The organism is Bacillus sp. FSL K6-0138 (assembly GCF_037982765.1).
Classification (GTDB): domain Bacteria; phylum Bacillota; class Bacilli; order Bacillales; family Bacillaceae; genus Bacillus; species Bacillus glycinifermentans.
Window position 1 is genome coordinate 839,737 of record NZ_CP150286.1, and the last position, 18,066, is coordinate 857,802.

General features: G+C 49.1%; 15 protein-coding genes. 8 read left to right on the forward strand and 7 right to left on the reverse strand.

Features of this window, described 5'->3' with window-relative positions; genetic code table 11:
• Window position 1: 1 nt before the first annotated feature.
• Genes yicI through MHB78_RS04645 form a run of 4 tightly spaced genes read right to left on the reverse strand, consistent with a single transcriptional unit; the run spans window position 2 to window position 5,280 of the window.
• Window positions 2-2,314 (reverse strand): alpha-xylosidase, encoded by a 2,313-nt coding sequence (gene yicI, locus MHB78_RS04630; RefSeq protein ID WP_046129211.1) that lies wholly within the window; start codon window positions 2,312-2,314, stop codon window positions 2-4.
• 19 nt (window positions 2,315-2,333) lie between these two features.
• Window positions 2,334-3,152: a carbohydrate ABC transporter permease gene (locus tag MHB78_RS04635; protein ID WP_046129212.1), complete on the reverse strand. Its 819-nt coding sequence runs from the start codon at window positions 3,150-3,152 to the stop codon at window positions 2,334-2,336.
• Window positions 3,153-3,154: 2 nt separating this feature from the next.
• Window positions 3,155-4,045 carry a sugar ABC transporter permease gene (locus MHB78_RS04640; RefSeq protein ID WP_046129213.1) on the reverse strand — a complete coding sequence of 297 codons (891 nt, stop codon included), beginning with the start codon at window positions 4,043-4,045 and terminating at the stop codon, window positions 3,155-3,157.
• Window positions 4,046-4,062: 17 nt separating this feature from the next.
• Window positions 4,063-5,280, reverse strand: coding sequence for an ABC transporter substrate-binding protein (locus MHB78_RS04645; RefSeq protein WP_046129214.1), 1,218 nt, complete (start codon window positions 5,278-5,280; stop codon window positions 4,063-4,065).
• A gap of 269 nt (window positions 5,281-5,549) precedes the next feature.
• On the opposite strand from MHB78_RS04645, the gene MHB78_RS04650 reads away from it, so the two are divergent.
• From MHB78_RS04650 to MHB78_RS04665, 4 genes are all read left to right on the forward strand, one after another.
• Window positions 5,550-7,661 (forward strand): heavy metal translocating P-type ATPase, encoded by a 2,112-nt coding sequence (locus MHB78_RS04650; protein ID WP_046129215.1) that lies wholly within the window; start codon window positions 5,550-5,552, stop codon window positions 7,659-7,661.
• 110 nt (window positions 7,662-7,771) lie between these two features.
• Window positions 7,772-8,467: a thioredoxin domain-containing protein gene (locus MHB78_RS04655; RefSeq protein ID WP_046129216.1), complete on the forward strand. Its 696-nt coding sequence runs from the start codon at window positions 7,772-7,774 to the stop codon at window positions 8,465-8,467.
• The gene (locus tag MHB78_RS04660; RefSeq protein WP_046129217.1) at window positions 8,457-8,870 is read left to right on the forward strand and encodes a disulfide oxidoreductase; all 414 of its coding nucleotides are present in this window, start codon (window positions 8,457-8,459) and stop codon (window positions 8,868-8,870) included. The genes MHB78_RS04655 and MHB78_RS04660 overlap by 11 nt, the downstream gene beginning before the upstream one ends.
• Before the next feature lie 89 nt (window positions 8,871-8,959).
• A complete protein-coding gene (locus MHB78_RS04665; protein WP_046129218.1) occupies window positions 8,960-9,445 on the forward strand; it encodes a GNAT family N-acetyltransferase in 486 nt (161 codons plus the stop codon).
• An 87-nt stretch (window positions 9,446-9,532) separates the two neighbouring features.
• On the opposite strand, the gene MHB78_RS04670 is transcribed toward MHB78_RS04665, so the two are convergent.
• Window positions 9,533-10,072, reverse strand: coding sequence for a GrpB family protein (locus MHB78_RS04670; RefSeq protein ID WP_046129219.1), 540 nt, complete (start codon window positions 10,070-10,072; stop codon window positions 9,533-9,535).
• A gap of 124 nt (window positions 10,073-10,196) precedes the next feature.
• On the opposite strand from MHB78_RS04670, the gene MHB78_RS04675 reads away from it, so the two are divergent.
• A complete protein-coding gene (locus MHB78_RS04675) occupies window positions 10,197-10,811 on the forward strand; it encodes a trimeric intracellular cation channel family protein (RefSeq protein ID WP_046129220.1) in 615 nt (204 codons plus the stop codon).
• A gap of 183 nt (window positions 10,812-10,994) precedes the next feature.
• Entirely contained in the window at window positions 10,995-13,322 is a 2,328-nt protein-coding gene (gene helD, locus MHB78_RS04680; RefSeq protein ID WP_046129221.1) for an RNA polymerase recycling motor HelD, read from the forward strand.
• A gap of 2 nt (window positions 13,323-13,324) precedes the next feature.
• Here the strand turns inward: helD and MHB78_RS04685 are convergent, their stop codons facing one another.
• Window positions 13,325-13,678 carry a DUF5412 family protein gene (locus MHB78_RS04685; RefSeq protein ID WP_046129222.1) on the reverse strand — a complete coding sequence of 118 codons (354 nt, stop codon included), beginning with the start codon at window positions 13,676-13,678 and terminating at the stop codon, window positions 13,325-13,327.
• A gap of 130 nt (window positions 13,679-13,808) precedes the next feature.
• Entirely contained in the window at window positions 13,809-14,942 is a 1,134-nt protein-coding gene (locus tag MHB78_RS04690; RefSeq protein ID WP_046129223.1) for an aminotransferase class V-fold PLP-dependent enzyme, read from the reverse strand.
• Between the two features lie 145 nt (window positions 14,943-15,087).
• On the opposite strand from MHB78_RS04690, the gene MHB78_RS04695 reads away from it, so the two are divergent.
• Together MHB78_RS04695 and MHB78_RS04700 are read left to right on the forward strand one after the other, a co-directional pair.
• On the forward strand, window positions 15,088-17,088 hold the full coding sequence (locus tag MHB78_RS04695) for a Na+/H+ antiporter (protein WP_046129224.1): 2,001 nt from the start codon (window positions 15,088-15,090) through the stop codon (window positions 17,086-17,088).
• 72 nt (window positions 17,089-17,160) lie between these two features.
• Complete coding sequence (locus MHB78_RS04700; protein WP_046129225.1) at window positions 17,161-18,036, forward strand: ROK family protein; 876 nt, start codon at window positions 17,161-17,163, stop codon at window positions 18,034-18,036.
• Window positions 18,037-18,066: the final 30 nt, after the last annotated feature.

Sequence of the window (18,066 nt, forward strand, 5' to 3'; positions counted from 1 at the left end):
GCTAGAAAAAAATGACGACATCGCGATGCTCTTCCTTCGGCTGAATCGCAGTTCCTTCTTGAAGGGCTTCCGAAGCTCCGTTGATGACGGTGCTGACGGCCGGATGATTGCGGAGGATCAAGCGCCATTTCTTTTGCACGCCTGTCGTTTTGACGGTTATCGTGTTTTGCTTTCTGACAGCCTTGATCGTCATCGTTTCGTGTTTTTCATTGTAGATCGTCTGTTCTGCCGAACAGCCGTCTTTTAAATGGTAGAGGCAGAATTCGACACCGTCGAGATAATCGTAGTCCGGCCGGTCAGATACATCTCCGAGCGGGAGCAGGGTGTTTTCCCGGACGAACAGAGGCAGCCCCATATAGCCGTACTGCTCTTGTTTCCACTCTCCGCCTTCCGCCTCTTTCCCTGTTAACAAGTGTGTCCACGTTCCTTTCGGGAGGTAATAGGAGACAGCGCCGTTTTCTTGAAAAACCGGGGAGACGAGCAGGCTTCTGCCGAGCATGTATTGCCTGTCGAGCCAGTCGCACGTCCGGTCTTCAGGAAATTCGAGGAGCATCGCCCGCATGACCGGAACGCCTTCAAGGTGAGCTTCATAAGCGGCGGCATACAAATACGGCATCAGCCTGTGCTTTAATTTGACAAAATACCTCATCACGTCTGACGCTTCTTCGTCAAACAGCCACGGCACCCTGTACGATTCGCTGCCGTGGAGGCGGCTGTGCGTCGACAGCAGTCCGAATGCCGTCCAGCGTTTATACAAATCGGCAGAAGCCGTGCTTTCAAATCCGCCGATATCATGGCTCCAAAATCCGAAGCCGGAAAGGGAGAGGGACAGGCCGCCGCGAAGGCTTTCAGCCATTGAATCATAGCTGGCAAAACAGTCTCCGCCCCAGTGAACGGGGAATTGCTGGGAGCCGGCTGTTGCGGATCTGGCAAACACGACGGCTTCCTGTTCGCCGCGTTTTTCTTTCAGAAGGCCGAACACGGTTTTGTTGTACAAAAATGAGTAATAGTTGTGCATTTTTTCGGGATCTGACCCGTCGAAATAGACGGCGTCCGCCGGAATTCTTTCGCCGAAGTCGGTCTTGAAGCAGTCGACGCCCATCTCCAGCAGATCCTCAAGTTTTGAGCAGTACCAATCGCGCGCTTCCGGGTTTGTAAAGTCAACAATCGCCATTCCGGACTGCCAGCGGTCCCACTGCCACACATCGCCCCGGACGTTTTTTAGGAAATAGCCGTTTTCTTTGCCTTCGTCAAAAAGCTTTGACTTTTGCGCGATATAAGGGTTGATCCAAACACAGATTTTGAGGCCCCTTTCCTTCAGGCGGCTGAGCATCGCTTTCGGATCTGGAAAAAACCGCTCATCCCATTCAAAATTGCACCATTCGAATTCCTTCATCCAAAAGCAGTCAAAATGGAAGACGCTGAGCGGGATATCACGCTCTTTCATTCCGTCGATAAAACCGGTGACCGTCTTTTCCGAATAATCGGTTGTAAAAGATGTCGACAGCCACAGCCCGAAGGACCAGGCGGGCGGAAGAGCCGGCTTGCCCGTCAACATCGCGTACCTCTTTAGCACATCCTTGGGATCATTGCCGCCGATGATAAAATAATCAAGTTCCTCGCCTTCGACGGAAAATTGCGCTTTTGAGACGATTTCTAAACCGATTTCGTAGGAGACGAGTTCAGGGTGGTTGACAAACACTCCATACCCTTTGTTCGACAAATAAAATGGGACATTTTTATACGCCTGTTCGGTGCTCGTTCCGCCGTCTCTGTTCCAGATGTCAACGGATTGGCCGTTTTTCACAAAGGCCGTAAAGCGCTCTCCGAGGCCGTAAATCGTTTCACCGACTGCGATATCAAGCTGCTCCCTCATATAAGTCCGGCCGTCATCCGCCGAAATATAGGCGAGGCTGTTCGGGGCGCTGCCCGTCAGCTTTTCCGCCTCGCGTGAAAATCGATATCCCCAGCTGCTTTTGTCGACTTTTACGGACAGGCTGCCGCTTTGGAGCGTTAATGTGTCGGCATCTTCCGTAATGAGCGGCTTCATGTCTGTCGTGCAAAGCTCAAAATCCGGCTTTTTCCGGGCTCTCCCTTTATAGTGGAAAACCTGGACGCGGATCACGTCTTCAAGAGGGCTTGAAAACTTGACGGTCAGCATCACGGTATCGAGCGTGTCCCCCCTTTTCCGGATGTTTTTGACAGGTCCGTACACTGTCAGTGACTGTCCGTCAATCCGGTGGTCATAGGCTTCCTTTGGCGCATTGATCATAAAGCCGTCCCGGGTGAGCCAGTAGCCGTCGGAAAACTTCATATCGCAACAACCCTTTCTTTTACTTAATCGAACCGCTGACAAGCCCTTTGACAAGCTGTTTTTGCAGCATGACAAAGATCAAGATGACAGGCAGAACGGAGATGACGGCGAACGCCATCAGATCGTTCCACTCGATTCCGTATTGGCTGATCACATTGTAGACGCCGGCCGTTAATGGCCACAGCTCCTGGTTTCTGTTAAACGTCAGGCTGAAAATCAAATCCCCCCACGCGAAAAAGAAAGAAATCGCGCCGCTCACGGCAATTCCAGGCATCGCAACAGGCAGAATGATGCGGATAAAAGCCGTCAAACGGCTGCATCCGTCAATTTTGGCGGCATCTTCAAGATCCTTCGGAATTCCGAGGAAAAAGGTTCTGAGCATCAACACCGAAAACGGAATGCCGAGGGTTGCCGCCGACAAGATCGGACCGATGTACGTATTCAAGAGGTTCAGCTTGCTGAACACGATAAACAGGGGCGTCAAAATGACGGTGGCCGGCAGCATTTGCGTGATGAGAAACAGCAGAATCAAAAGCTTCCTGCCGCGGATTTGAAAGCGGGCCAAGCCGTAGGCGGCAGGGACTGAAAGGAGCAGGACGATCGCAGCCGCAGCACCGGAAATGAGCAGGCTGTTCATGAAATGTCTGACTGCACCTTCTGCGAACACTGCTTGAAAACCGGCGGTCTGAAATGTCTTCGGCCACAGAGAAGGGGGTGTTTCAAACAATTCGGCCCCTGATTTAAAAGCGGTGGCGATCATCCAGTACACGGGAAACAGGAAAACCGCCGCAATCAAGATCCCGGCACAATTAAGGAACCATTCCTTCCGTTTCGGCATGTTCACATCACCTCATCTTTTTTGATCAGTCTTACATATACGAGGCTGAACAAAAGGAGAATGACAAACAGGACATTGGCGCTGGCCGCTCCCATGCTGAACTGGAATTCGTCAAAGGAATAGCGGTAGCTGACGGTTGAAAGCATTTCTGTCGAATGAACGGGGCCGCCTCCCGTCATGACGAAGACAAGGTCGAATACTTTGAACGTGTAAATAAAGCCGAGCATCATGACGACGGTGATCACCGGGCGCAATAACGGTATAGTAATGTACATCAATTTCTGAAAGCCGCCCGAACCGTCAAGGCTGGCGCTTTCGTATATGTCCTCCGGCAGGGAGCTGAGCCCCGCGGAAATGATCAGCATATTGAAAGGAATCCCGACCCAGATATTGGCGATGATGACAGACCAAATCGCGATATCGGGGTTTGACAGCCACGGTACCGGGCTGTCGATGATCCCCCATGATAAGAGAAGCTGATTGAAGATTCCTTCGCTTGAAGCCATCATGAATTTAAACAAAAGAGCCGTAACCGTCAGCGGTATCAGCCAGCTGACCATCATCAGGCCCCTCAGAAACGGGGCGAGGCGAAATTTCATGCTGAAAAAGAGCGCCAGCAAAAAGCCGACCGCAAATTGAAATATGACGCTTCCCGCCGTGTATATAAGCGTATTTTTCAAGGAAACCCAAAATACGTTTTCTTGGGCAAGCCGTTTATAATTCTCAAATCCGATGAAGCTCGCATCATGAGAGGCCATATTTGAAAGGGACAGGTTTTGAAAGCTGAGCAGCAGATTGTAGATTAGCGGATAGCCGATAAGAGCGAGCATAAAAAGAACCGCCGGAAACAAAAAGAAATACCCTTCCCATTTTCGGGCGTACGCTTTGATCATGGTCAAAACTCCTTACCTTAACGTAATGCGCTGATTTTTTTTGCGGCATCGCCCAGCGCATCTTCCGGCGTTTTGCTTTCGCTTAATGCTTCCTGAAGAGCCGTTTGCAGCGCTTCGGAAATCTTCGGCCAGTCTTTCGAAGGGCCCCGCGCTGAAGCGATATCCATAATCGGGATGAAGGCCTTTAGATTCTGATCCGTTTTCCAATGATCGGATTGTTCAATAATATCCTTCCGCGGCGGGAAAACGCCGGTTTCTGCAGTCAACGCCTCAAGCCGCTTCGGATCGAGAAGCCAGGTGATGAAATCCCAGGCGCCGTCTGTGTTTTTCCCTTTGACGGCGGCAATGTTCTCCCCGCCGGGCGCCGAAGCGTATTCCTTATCTTTTGGGATAAAGGTGATGCCGTAGTCTAATTGTTCCGCTTCTGTTAACCGTTCAATGTTCCAGGAGCCGTTGATCATCATTGCCAGCTGTCCCGCCGCAAACTGTCTGGCCAGGTCATCCTGCGTGGCATTTAAGACGTCTTTGTCCATCGATCCGTCCTTTACTAAATCGGTTAAAAAACGAAGGGAAGAAACCGCTCGCCCTGATTGCAGCCCATCGATGTCAGCGCCGGAAGACAGGAGGAACGGATAAAATTGAAAAGCGCCTTCCTCCGATTTGACGGCGGACATCGCGAAGCCTTTCGTATGCCCCTTGCTCAACTTTTGAGCCGCCTTTCTCAGCTCGGCCCACGTTTTCGGAGGCTCCGCCACTCCGGCATCGCGAAAGAGATTTTTGTTGTAGAACAAGGCGAGCGCATTGCTTGCAAAAGGAATTCCGTAATATTTGTCTTCATAACGGGCGGATGACAGCGGCCCGTCATAAAACTGCCCGGTCTGTCCCCATTTTTCAATTCTGTCCGTCAAGTCTTCCAGAACCCCCATGGCGGCGAATGAAGCATTGTCGACATTGTCGAGAAAAACGGCGTCAGGCAGCGCATTTCCCGCCGCGCCGACGGACAGCTGCTTTTTCACTTCATTGAACGGAATATACTCTGTCACTACTTTATAGCGGTCTTGTGATCGGTTGTACTGGTCGACAAGCTTATGATACAGCTCCTGTTGTTTTCCTGTAAAATAATCCCATACCTTCACCTCTTTAGCCGCCTTTGAATCTTCGCCGTTGCTCTTGCAGCCTGCGGAGAGAAAAAGCAGACAAACGAGGCAGAGCGTCAAAAAGCATTTTTTTCTCAAGAAGATCCACTCCCTTAACTGGACTGATCGTGAAGAAAAAGCTTGTTAGTTTAATAGCTAAACTAAGTATATTTGGGGGATGCTTCCAATATGCTACCCGAGTTTCGGCAGCACAAAATCGGGGTAAACGATGAATCGGCAAATATCAGCGCTTTAGCCGATTGACACAATTTCGAACAGAAGCATATAATAGGAGATATATAATATATGCGTATATGTTCATATATAAAATAAATCATCCCGGCTTTTGAAAAAGAAAGGTGAGATAGATGGAAAAAGTGAAGCAGGAATATATGTTAAACGGTCTCGACTGCGGAAACTGCGCCCGGAAAATTGAAGATGGAGTCGCCGGCATGAAAGGAATCGAGACATGTTCGGTCAACTTTGCAACAAGCACCCTTACCGTAACGGTCGAAGGGAACAACGGACGCAATATGTCCTCTGAAATCACAAAAAAAGTGAATGCCATAGAGCCGCACATCAAAGTTGTGCCGAAAGAAGGGGCGCAGGGGAAAGAGGCGGAAGGCGATAACAGCATGCAAAAAACGATTGCAAGGCTTGCCTTTGGGACGGCCCTCGGTGCGGCCGGGTTTCTTGTTTCCTCAGGCGGGATCGCGGAATGGCTTCTCTTTTTCCTTGCTTATCTGATCATTGGCGGTGATGTTGTTTACAGAGCACTCAAAAACATCCTTCAAGGCCGGGTCTTCGATGAGCACTTTTTGATGACCATTGCCACTGTCGGGGCGTTTATTATCGGGCAGTATCCTGAAGGCGTGGCGGTCATGCTGTTTTATCAAATCGGGGAGCTGTTTCAGGGAGCCGCTGTCAACCGTTCGCGCAAATCGATCAGCGAGCTGATGGATATCCGCCCGGATTACGCCAATTTGAAAACGGCAGACGGAACGGCCAAAGTATCTCCCGAAACGGTCGCTTGCGGCGATGTCATTATCATCAGGCCGGGGGAAAAAATTCCCCTTGACGGCAAGGTTGTAGAGGGAAGATCGATGGTTGACACATCGGCCTTAACGGGAGAATCCGTGCCGAGGGATATCGCGCCCGGCAAGGAAGTACTGAGCGGATTCGTCAATAAAAACGGCGTGTTAGAAGTGGAAGTCGAAAAAGAATATCACGAATCGACCGTTTCGAAAATTCTCGATCTGGTTCAAAACGCTGGCAGCAGAAAGGCGAAAACCGAAAACTTCATCACGAAATTTGCGAAGTACTATACGCCGTTCGTCGTCATCGTTGCTCTTCTTTTGGCGTTTGTTCCGCCGCTTATCGTCCCCGGCGCTTCGCTGTCGGACTGGGTGTACCGGGCGCTTGTCTTTCTCGTCATTTCGTGTCCGTGCGCGCTCGTCGTTTCGATCCCGCTCGGCTTTTTCGGCGGCATCGGCGCTGCGTCAAAAGCCGGCATTCTTGTGAAGGGCAGCAATTATTTAGAAGCATTGAACGATGCGAAATATGCGGTGTTTGACAAAACAGGCACACTGACAAAAGGGGAATTTGCCGTCGTCAAATTGTCTCCGGCCGGAAACGGGACGGAAGAAGAGCTGCTCGGATATGCGGCGGCTGTTGAATACCACTCTGGGCATCCGATTGCAGAATCGATCCGCGAAGCATACGGAAAGCCGGTTTCTCCGGAAGACATCAACGGCTACAGTGAGATGCCGGGCTACGGCGTCATGGCGGTCGTAAACGGAAAAAGCATTTTGGCGGGAAACGCCAAGCTCATGAAGAAGGAAAACATCCGCTATCAGGAAGATGATGGAGTCGGAACCGTGATTTATGTAGCGGCAGACGGCGCGTTTATCGGTTCGATCCTGATTGCGGATGATCTGAAGGAAGATGCCGAACAGGCGATTTCTTCCTTGAAAAAAGCCGGCATCAAAAAAACGGTGATGCTTACGGGAGACGCAAAAGAGGTCGGCGAGGCCGTCGGAAAGGCGCTTGCCATCGATGAAGTGCATGCAGAGCTTCTTCCGCAGCACAAGGTTGACCTGATTGAAGAGCTTGACAAAGTGAAGCTTCCAAAAGAAAAACTGCTTTTCGCCGGGGACGGGATCAACGATACACCCGTATTGGCGAGAGCGGACATCGGAATCGCAATGGGCGGACTCGGCTCGGATGCAGCGGTGGAAGCCGCGGATATCGTCATCATGACCGATCAGCCGTCAAAAATCGCAGAAGCGATTCAAATCGCCAAGCGGACGAGAACGATCGTCTGGCAAAATATTATATTTGCACTGGGCGTAAAAGGCGTTTTCCTCATCCTTGGCGCTTTCGGCATAGCCACGATGTGGGAAGCAGTATTTTCGGATGTCGGTGTGACGCTTCTCGCCGTGTTAAACGCAATGCGGGTATTAAGTGTCGAAAAAATGTAACATTTTCACCGCCTAAAGAACTGGAAAAACGTTTTTTCGCGTCTTCACGAACACGGCTTGACTTGTTAAAATGAAAGAGATTATGAAACTGATGAAAATGAGGTGTCTAAGTGAAAAAGAATCAGCAGTCACCGATGAAATTTGCCGTCATCATGACAGTCGTCGTCGTTTTTCTGATCGGTGTATTGGTTGTTCTCAACAATCAAACCGAAAACGCTTCGCAAACGTTTGATGACAAGCCTTCGACCGAAGGGCAGCCGATCCTCGGAAATAAAAAAGCGGCGGTTACCATCACAGAATTCGGAGATTACAAGTGTCCGAGCTGCAAACAATGGACCGAAACCGTATTTCCGGATTTGAAAAAAGATTTTATCGATAAAGGAAAAGTTAATTTCTCATATATAAATTTCGTCAATGAACAGCACGGCAGAGGTTCGGAGCTGAGCGCCCTGGCCTCTGAACAGGTTTGGAAAGAAGATCCCGATTCCTTCTGGGCGTTCCATGAAGCATTATTTAAAGCACAGCCTGACAACGACACGATGGAAACGGAGTGGGCGACTCCCGCGAAGCTTGCTGATATTGCCGAATCACACACAAAAGTCAAACGTGACAAGCTTATCAAAAGCCTGGATGACAAAACCTTCTCAAAAGAACTGCAAACGGACGAATCGCTGATAGACGAATACAAAGTGGATTCCACGCCGACGATTTTCGTCAATGGCGAAAAAATTGCCAAGCCTTTCGATTATGACCAAATCAAAGAAGCGATCGAAAAAGAGCTAAAAGGCAAGTCCGATGAAAAATAAGCCGTTCTTTCTGTACGGGGCCTGGATCGTTTCTTTGACGGCGACGCTCGGCAGCCTGTACTTCAGCGAGATTCGTAAATTCATTCCTTGTGAGCTTTGCTGGTACCAGCGGATCATGATGTATCCGCTCGTGCTCATTCTCGGAATTGCAACATTTCAGGGAGATTTCCGGGTGAAAAAATACGTGCTGCCGATGGCGGTCATCGGGGGATTTATTTCCCTGATGCACTATTTGGAGCAGAAAGTTCCCGGTTTCAACGGCATTAAGCCATGTGTTACGGGGGTGCCATGCTCAGGGCAGTACATCAATTGGCTCGGCTTTATCACGATTCCGTTCCTTGCCCTTATCGCGTTTATTTTGATTATCATTTGCATGTGCATGATAAAAGGTGAAAAAGAGTAGAGCATTTGCCTCAGGCGATGCTCTTTTTTTATCCCTATTCGGCTGGTAAAATGTTATAATATTTGAAATATTTAAGAAGGAGGGGGAATATGGAATTTCAAATCCGCCCGATGGAAAAGAAGGACATCCCGCAAGTGCAGCACGTTGCCAAAACGAGCTGGCATCACACATATGAAGGCATCATCCCCGGCGAGATTCAGGAAAAGTTTCTCGCTTCCGCCTACAATGATCACAGGATGGAAGAACGCCTGGAGCGTTCGTTCCTATACGTTTCTGAAGCAGAAGGAAACATTGTCGGTTTTGCTAATTTTTCCGGGGTTAATGAGAAGGGGGAGGCCTATCTTGCCGCCATTTATTTATACCCGGAATACCAGGGAAAAGGGATCGGAACCGCATTGCTTCATGAAGGGATCAAGCGGCTGAAAGACGCCGGAAAGATTTTCGTCGATGTCGAAAAGGACAATCAAATCGGAATAGCCTTTTACAAAGCAAAAGGGTTTGAGGATGTCTCTGAGTATGATGAAGATTTTGAAGGGCACATTCTCAGGAACGTGAGAATGGTTTTGCACGTATAAATCGGTCTTTCCAGACGTTACTTCAAGGATTGAACGTAATAATACAATAAAACAGCCAGAATGAATGCGATCGCGATTGTCATCAATTTATTCTTCGTGTTTTTGAACATGCGCCTGCTCCTTTCGTTTCGCTTTCTCAACAATATGTGTAATAAACGGTGCTTTCCCTTTTGTATAGGAGTTGCGGTCGTGCGGAAAATGCTGAGCCAAATCCCTTTTCAGTGTTTCATAATCTTCCAGAACCTTTGGATGTGCTCTTAAATAGTCACGGAATCTCAGCTGGTTTTTCCACTCCTCGCTTTTATAAACATAGATATGCAGATGATGAGTGCCGGCCCGCCATTTGCCTTTTCTAAAAAAACGCCGCAGAGGAAACGCTTCGTGGAATACATACTCATAGCCCAGATCACTGAGCGGTTCAATCAAGCGTTCTGCTTCACTAAGATGTTTGACGCCAACCATCAGATCAAGCACAGGTTTTGCGGCAAGACCGGGAACCGCGGTGCTGCCAATGTGTTCGATTCCAAGCGCGGTTTTTCCGAAAACCAGCTGCAGGCGCTTTTTTTCAGTTTCATATCGCTCCGGCCATTCTGGTTTGGCATCTTCTATAATGATGGTCGCATCCATCGTTCCCCCTCCTTTTTCGCCGTCCTCTTATTATTATAAGACATTTTATTCTGCAGGGTTGATTTAAACGATGGGGAAGTTATAAAATCAAAAAGATTGAAGATTCGTATGGAGGGCACCTTAGATGGCTTGGGAAGCGTTGAGCATCATCGGAACCATTGCATTTGCGATCAGCGGGGCGATTGTCGCAATGGAAGAAGAGTATGATATTTTAGGAGTTTATATATTGGGAATCGTCACAGCTTTTGGCGGAGGGGCGGTCAGAAATCTGTTGATCGGCGTTCCGGTATCTGCTTTGTGGGAGCAGGGGGCGCTGTTTCAAATCGCGTTAGTGTCGATCACGATCGTCTTTTTGTTTCCGGGTCTGCTTCTGAAGCATTGGAAGGTGTGGGGGAACTTTTCGGATGCGATCGGCTTGGCCGCATTCGCAATCCAGGGAGCCCTGTACGCCGTGCACATGAACCATCCGCTCAGTGCGGTCATCGTAGCGGCGGTATTAACCGGAAGCGGCGGGGGGATCATCAGAGATTTGTTGGCAGGGCGCAAGCCGCTCGTCCTGAAAACCGAGATTTACGCTGTTTGGGCTGCTTTGGGCGGCTTGATCATCGGGCTCGGCTGGGCGGAAAATTCTATCGCTCTGTATCTGCTTTTTGCCATTCTTGTCGCATGCAGGGTCTGCTCGTATATGTTCAATTGGAAATTGCCGAACCGCTCGCTCCGTTCAAATGTGGCTGAATAGAGAAAAGCCGATTTTTCATAATCGAAAAATCGGCTTTTTTATTTTGGGCATGTTGATATAGACGGGTCGTATATGATAAGATGAAGTGTAATTTAACATAAAATTTCATTATTTATAATTATATCCATATTTATATTATCACGATTTTTTTTCTGTGTCAAATCTTTTTAGGGAGTGATCTGCATGACAGATATCAACAAAGAATGGCTTGAAGAAGAGAAACGGATCGAACGCGTATTAAACGAATTGGATCAAAAGCTTCATTCTCTAAAGAGTAAGACAGGCGGACTGAAAGAGGATATCGTCGATTTGAGAAAGCATTTTTGGGATGATGTCACCGTGAACTTGGCCGATGACAAAGAAGCGATCGAGACGTTTGCGAGCATTAAACAGCAGGCGGAGATGTTGGCAGAGCGGGAAAGAAGCCACAAGCAGTTTTACAGCCAGGTGAAAAAGCTGTTAAAAGTGAAGGAGTCTCCTTACTTTGGACGCGTCGATTTTTTGGAGGACGGCGATCAAGAAGCCGAAGCCATTTACATCGGCCTCAGTTCATTGATGGACGAAAAGGAAGAACGCTTTTTGATTTGCGATTGGAGGGCGCCGATATCCAGTTTGTTTTACAACTATGGGCCGGGGCCGGCGCGGTATGAAGTTCCCGGTGAAACGATCAGCGGCACGATTGAGCTGAAGCGGCAGTTTCTCATCAGAAACGGCAGGCTGAAGGCGATGTTTAATACCGATATGACGATCGGGGACGAGCTGCTGCAGGAAGTGCTCGGACAGCAGGCGAATGTCCGGATGAAAAGCATCGTTGCAACGATACAGAAGGAGCAAAACCGGATCATCCGCAATGAAACGAGCCGCATTTTAATCGTCCAGGGGGCGGCGGGAAGCGGAAAAACGTCGGCTGCGCTCCAGCGGGCCGCTTATTTGCTTTATCGCGGGCGCGGGCGGATCGAATCCAATCAAATGCTGCTTTTTTCTCCCAACCTTCTTTTTAACAGCTATGTCGCCGATGTTCTCCCTGAGCTCGGCGAAGAAAACATTCAGCAGACGACGTTTCAGGAATATTTGGAGAGCAATCTCAAAGAGGCGGAGTGTGAAACCCCGTTTGATCAACTGGAATATTGTTTGACGGCATCGGAAAGCGAAGATGACAAAAACCGGATGCAGGCCATTGAATATAAGGCCGGACTGGCGTTCAAAAGCTTGATTGACGAGTATGTAGGGTTTCTTTCGAAAGGCGGTTTGCTGTTCAAAAACGTGTCGTTCCGCGGAAAGAAGATTGTAACAAGCGCCCAAATCCACGATTATTTTTGCTCGCTCGGTGCTTCCGGATCGCTGTTGCACCGGATTGAAACGACGGCAAAATGGCTGCTCGGCATATTGAACAAACAAGAAAAAAGTGAAAGAAAAAAAGAGTGGGCCCTCGAAAAAAGCGAGCTTCTCGATCAGGAGGAATACGCGAATGCCTACAAACAACTGCAGGAAGAACGGCAATTTGCCGAGAACACGTTCGATGATTATGAAAGGGAGCAAAGGCTTCTCATCAACATCATTGTCGAAAGGGAATTCAAGCCGCTGAGACAGGCGGTGAAAGCATTGGGTTTTATCGATTTTAAAGGGACGTATTTACAGCTGTTTTCAGATTGGGGTGCTGCTGCGCTTCCAGACCATTGGGAACGCATTTGCGCCCATACGAGAAAAAGCTTTCGCTTTGAGCAGATTCCGTATGAGGATGCCGCACCTTATCTTTATTTGAAAAATCAAATCAAAGGCGGAGCGAAAAATACGGCGATTCGCCACGTATTTATTGATGAAGCGCAAGATTACTCGCCTTTTCAGCTTGCTTTTCTCAAAGGCCTTTTTCCTTCAAGCAGAATGACGATTTTGGGGGATTTGAACCAGGCGATACTCGCCCACAGCGTTCAGGGGCAGGAGCTTCTTAGCGAAAACGCGTTTGAAGGGGAAAAAACGGAGACGATCAGGCTTGTCCGAAGCTACAGATCCACAAGGGACATCGTCGAGTTTACAAAACCCTTGATCAAAGGAGGCGAAGATATCGAGCCCTTTAACCGGAGAGGGGTGAAACCGACGCTGACGATTTCGGACGATCCCGCTGAACATCATAAAAAAATAGCGTCCTGCATTGCCGCTTTACAAGATGAGGGGCATAAGACGATTGCAGTCATCTGCAAAACGGTCCAGGAGTGCAAAGAAGCCTTCAGGCAACTGGAAAAACATACGGCGCTCAAGCTGATTGACAAAGAAACCCGAGTCTTTCAAAAAGAAGTCGTCATCATACCCGTATACTTGGCAAAAGGCATCGAATTTGACGCGGTCATCGTCTATGACGGATCAAAAAATCGGTATGCGCGCGAACGCGAGCGGACGCTGTTTTATACGGCCTGTACGCGGGCGATGCACGAACTTCATCTGTTTTCGCTCGGAGAGGAAAGCCCGTTTTTAGACGGCGTTCCAAACGCGCTGTACATAAAGAAAAGGGAGTGAATTCACTCCCTTCTCCAATCATATGTATCGCTGCGGATGTCGAGAACCTTGTCATTGATGAATACGTGATTGCTGTCTTTCCATTCGACGTGAGCGTTAACTTCCCTGGAACCCCAATAAATATTTTTTCGGTCGCCGGTTGAGACCTTTGTCAATTCCCCTCTGATGGAAACATCGGGTACCGCCCCGTTTTTCTCGACTCTATAGATGCTGATCGAGTATTTTTTGTTCGGCGAAGCCAGCGATGTAATCTGTACACCCTCAGGCAAGTGTTTCATGGAGTAAAACTGCGTATATACAACATAAGCGGTTGGTATGCCGAGGGCAAGGATAAACGTAATAAGCGTAAACAGCATGTTTCGGAGGGGCTTTTTCTTCAACTCTTCAGATGTTCATTGACAAAACGCTGCAAATGTATCATCATCCCCTGATCGAAATGTTTTTATATAGTGTAATGAAAAAACGCTGATCTGTCTATTGAAAAGCCTAATGGAGCAGCGCCGAGATTTCGTCGATCGCCTGTTTAATATCTTCCTCTGTATTGTAAAAATGCGGAGCGATCCTGATCACGTCTTTTCTCGCTGCTGTAATGACGTTTCTTTCCCGCAATACAGCCCCGATGCCTGCTGCGTCCCCGGCATAAATCGAAATCAGGCTTGATCTATTGCGGACGGTTTGCGGCCCGGCGATCCGCAAGCCTTTTTCCGCCCCGTATTCAAGAGCGAAGCCGGCAAGCTTCCGCAAATACGCGTCGATTCGGTCAGTCCCGGCTTCAAGCAATATCTTTAGGGCGGCGTCCGCTGCATAAAGCCCGGCAAATGACGGGGTCCCCGTTTCAAAACGTTTTGCTCCTTCTGCAAATCGGGAATTGAATAAATCAAAGGCGGATTTTCCGTCTCTTCCGAACCACCCGGTCACCTGCGGCTTGAATTGTCCGGCTAGTCCGCGTCTAACATACAGAAACGCCGTACCCGGAATGCCGAGCATGTATTTCCTTGTTCCTGCCGCAAGAATATCGACATCCATATCTTTCACGCTGATCGGAACGTGTCCGGCGGATTGGTAAGCGTCAACGAAGAGAAGCGAGCCTTTTTGATGGACGATGTCTGCGATCTGTTTCAAATCTTGTTTATATCCGTTGTAATAGCTGACGTGCGGCACGCATGTCAGAAGCGTGCGCTCACATATGTCTTTTTGTATCTGCTCCAGGTCGATCATTCCGTTATGGCTTTGAATGATTGTGATCTTGTTTTTGAATGCCTGTTGAGAAAGCCAAATCTGTCCGATTGCGGGAAAATCGATATCTGTAAAGGCAACTTTATTTTTTTGCCGATGATGTGGCAGTGATAGCGCAATGGCCGAAACGGCGTCTGAAACCGAGGCCATGACGGCGATTTCATCTGTCTCGGCGCCGATCAGCCGTGCGAATTTTTCCTTTGCCGATGCCATCTTTTCCATCGCTGCCTGCCAATCGGCACCTGATTCAAGGAGCTGTCTGCGGTATTCGTCAACCGCATCTGAGACAGGCAGCGCCAAAGCGCCTGCAGAACAGGCAGCCAGATAAACGCGGTTTGATAAGACTGGGAATAAAGAACGGAATGAATGAAATGGATGGTTCATGATCGATCTCCTTTTCACAATGTATCTCAGCCTGACATGTATAGGTTCCCGGCTGTCAAAGAATACTGAACAAAGAAGGCATAAGCTAAACAGCCGGCAGAGTCGTTTGAAGGCCTGTTTTTACGGCGGTAAGGAGGTATTCTTAGTGGCCGTTTTCCTGGCCGTTTTGGTTTTTTTAACAATTATCGCGATCTCAAATATCGTTCACCGGTTTATTCCATTTGTTCCGGTTCCGTTGATTCAGGTCGGATTGGGCATCATCGCGGCGGTTTTTCCGGGCGGGCTTCATATCACGTTCAATCCGGAGCTTTTTTTTGTTTTATTTATCGCTCCCCTGGTATTTAATGACGGAAGACGGATCCCGAGGGATGAGCTGTGGAAACTGCGGACCCCGATTCTGCTTTTGGCGCTCGGTCTCGTCTTTGTGACCGTGCTGTTTGGCGGCTATGCCATCCATTGGATGATTCCGCAGATTCCGCTGCCGGCCGCTTTTGCCCTTGCCGCCATTTTATCGCCTACAGATGTCGTTGCTGTCGGCGCGCTCTCGAAAAGAATCGATATGCCGAATGATATGCTGCGCCTTCTTGAAGGAGAAGGCTTAATGAACGATGCCTCAGGTCTCGTCGCTTTTAAATTCGCACTTGCTGCGGCGATAACGGGCACTTTTTCGTGGTCTGAGGCCGCGGTCAGTTTTTTGCTGATCGCAATTGGAGGCCTCGTTACCGGAACGGTTCTTTCTTTTTTGATCCTCCGGTTTCGCTATTTGCTCCGCCGCTTAGGGATGCAGGACGTCACAATGCACATGCTGATCCAAATCTTGACCCCCTTTGTGATTTATTTGGCCGCAGAGGAGATCGGCGTATCGGGAATCCTTGCCGTCGTCGCCGGAGGTATCACGCATGCGGCGGAGCAGGACAGAGCCGAATCGGCAATGGTCAAGCTGAAGATCGTTTCGGCCAGCACATGGGGCATCATCCTTTTTATTTTAAACGGTCTCGTGTTCGTTTTGCTAGGCTTGCAAATGCCGGGTGCGCTGTCTGTCATATTTGGGAATGCGGCATTCAACAATGTGAGAGTCATCAGCTACATCATTCTGATTACGCTGATGCTCATGCTGCTCCGCTTCATATGGGTATTTTTGTTTTGGCAGGGCAATTGGGGGCTTCAAATGAAACAAGTTTCAGGCGGAGAAAAACTGCGCTCCCTGCTCCAGATATCGATATCGGGCGTCCGTGGAGCCGTGACCCTTGCCGGAGCATTTTCGATCCCTTTTGTGCTGGAGAACGGCCGCCCGTTTCCGGAGCGGGATTTGACCGTCTTTTTGGCAGCCGGTGTAATTCTGTGCACCCTGCTGATGGCGAGCGCCTTTTTGCCGCTCCTGTCAGAAAGGAAGGAGCTCCCGGCAGGCGGAAGCCAGTTTCAAAGCGTCAGAAGAAAAGTGATGAAGACAACGGTCAAAGCTTTAAAAGAGGAAATGAACGACAAAAACAGAGCCGCGGCTCTCGCCGTCATATCGGAGTACAACGAAAAAATGAAGCAGCTCAAGTTTGAGCAATATTCTTTGAAAGAGCATCTGCGCCATAAAAAACTCGAAAACAAAATCCGGGTCCATGCCTTGAAAGCGGAACAGGCGGAATTGGAAAACATGCAAGAAAACGGACAAATCACAGAAGATATCGCGAATCGGCTGAAAGAAAGGCTGCGGGAGAAAGAAATGCTTTTTTCCAATCCCTTTAAAGCAGGCGTTTCGCTTATGAAATGGAAGCGCCTGATCAACAGGCGACAAAAAGAAGGAACACACAAACCGCATGACCAAAGCGGTGACATGCTGAAAAAGGCCCGGATTCAAACGGCAAAAGCGGCTATCGAAGCGGTAAAACAGCATATGAGCGACGAAAATAAAGAGGCGTCCCGGTCGGTTATTTCTTTTTATCAGCGCTTGATCCTCAGGCTTCAGCACGGCGCCGGAGGACTCCGGGAAAATAACCGCTATGAAAGGCAAAAGAAAGAGATTCGCTTAAAATCGGTGCAAATCATCCGCAATGAAATTCAGGAGTTGTTTGAAAACCGGGAAATTACGAGGGAAACGGCCCATCAGCTGCGCCAGTACATCAATGATTTGGAAGCGTCGCTCCTTGATGAGTAACATTTTATTCAATTGCTTTCCTCACTTTTCTGCTTTATGATTCAATTAAAAACAGAAAAAAGGGGAAAAGAGATGAAACATTACGGTGCAATTGAAGCAGGAGGAACAAAATTTGTATGCGCTGTCGGAACGGAGACAGGGGAAATCGCAGGCAGGCTGACGATTCCGACGGAAACGCCCGAAGAGACGATCGAAAAAGTAACCGCTTTCTTTGATGCATATCAGCCTGAAGCACTGGGAGTCGGATCGTTCGGCCCGATTTCGCTGGCAAAGGAGAGACCCGATTTCGGCTTTATTACGAATACGCCGAAACTCGCGTGGCAGAACTATCCGTTCATTCCCGAACTGGAAAAAAGGCTCCGGATCCCGGTTTCGTTTACCACGGACGTCAATGCGGCTGCGCTCGGGGAAATAACGGAAGGAGCCGCACAAGGGCTGAACAGCTGTTTATACATCACGGTCGGCACGGGAATCGGCGGCGGGGCTGTCATCGGCGGCAAGGTCGTACAAAGCTTCAGCCATCCTGAAATGGGGCATATCCTGATCAGACGCCATGAAAAGGATGCATTTGAAGGAAGCTGTCCGTACCACAAAGACTGCCTTGAGGGAATGGCATCAGGGCCTGCGCTCGAAAAGCGCTGGGGAAAACAAGGAAAAGACCTTTCTGCGCGCGAAGAGGTTTGGGAGCTTGAAGCCGATTATTTGGCGCAGGCGCTCATGCAATATATTCTGATCTTATGCCCGGAAAAAATCGTAATGGGCGGCGGGGTCATGAAGCAGCGGCAGTTGTTTCCGCTCATCCGCAGAAAACTGCGTGAATATGTAAACGGATACATCGATCTTCCAGACCTTGACGGTTATGTCGTGCCGCCGGGGCTCGGCGACGATGCCGGGATCACAGGAGCGCTCGAATTGGCTGCACGCGGGCTGGTTAAAGAAGAAAAGTGAGCAATTTATTATGTCAAATCTCTCCAATAT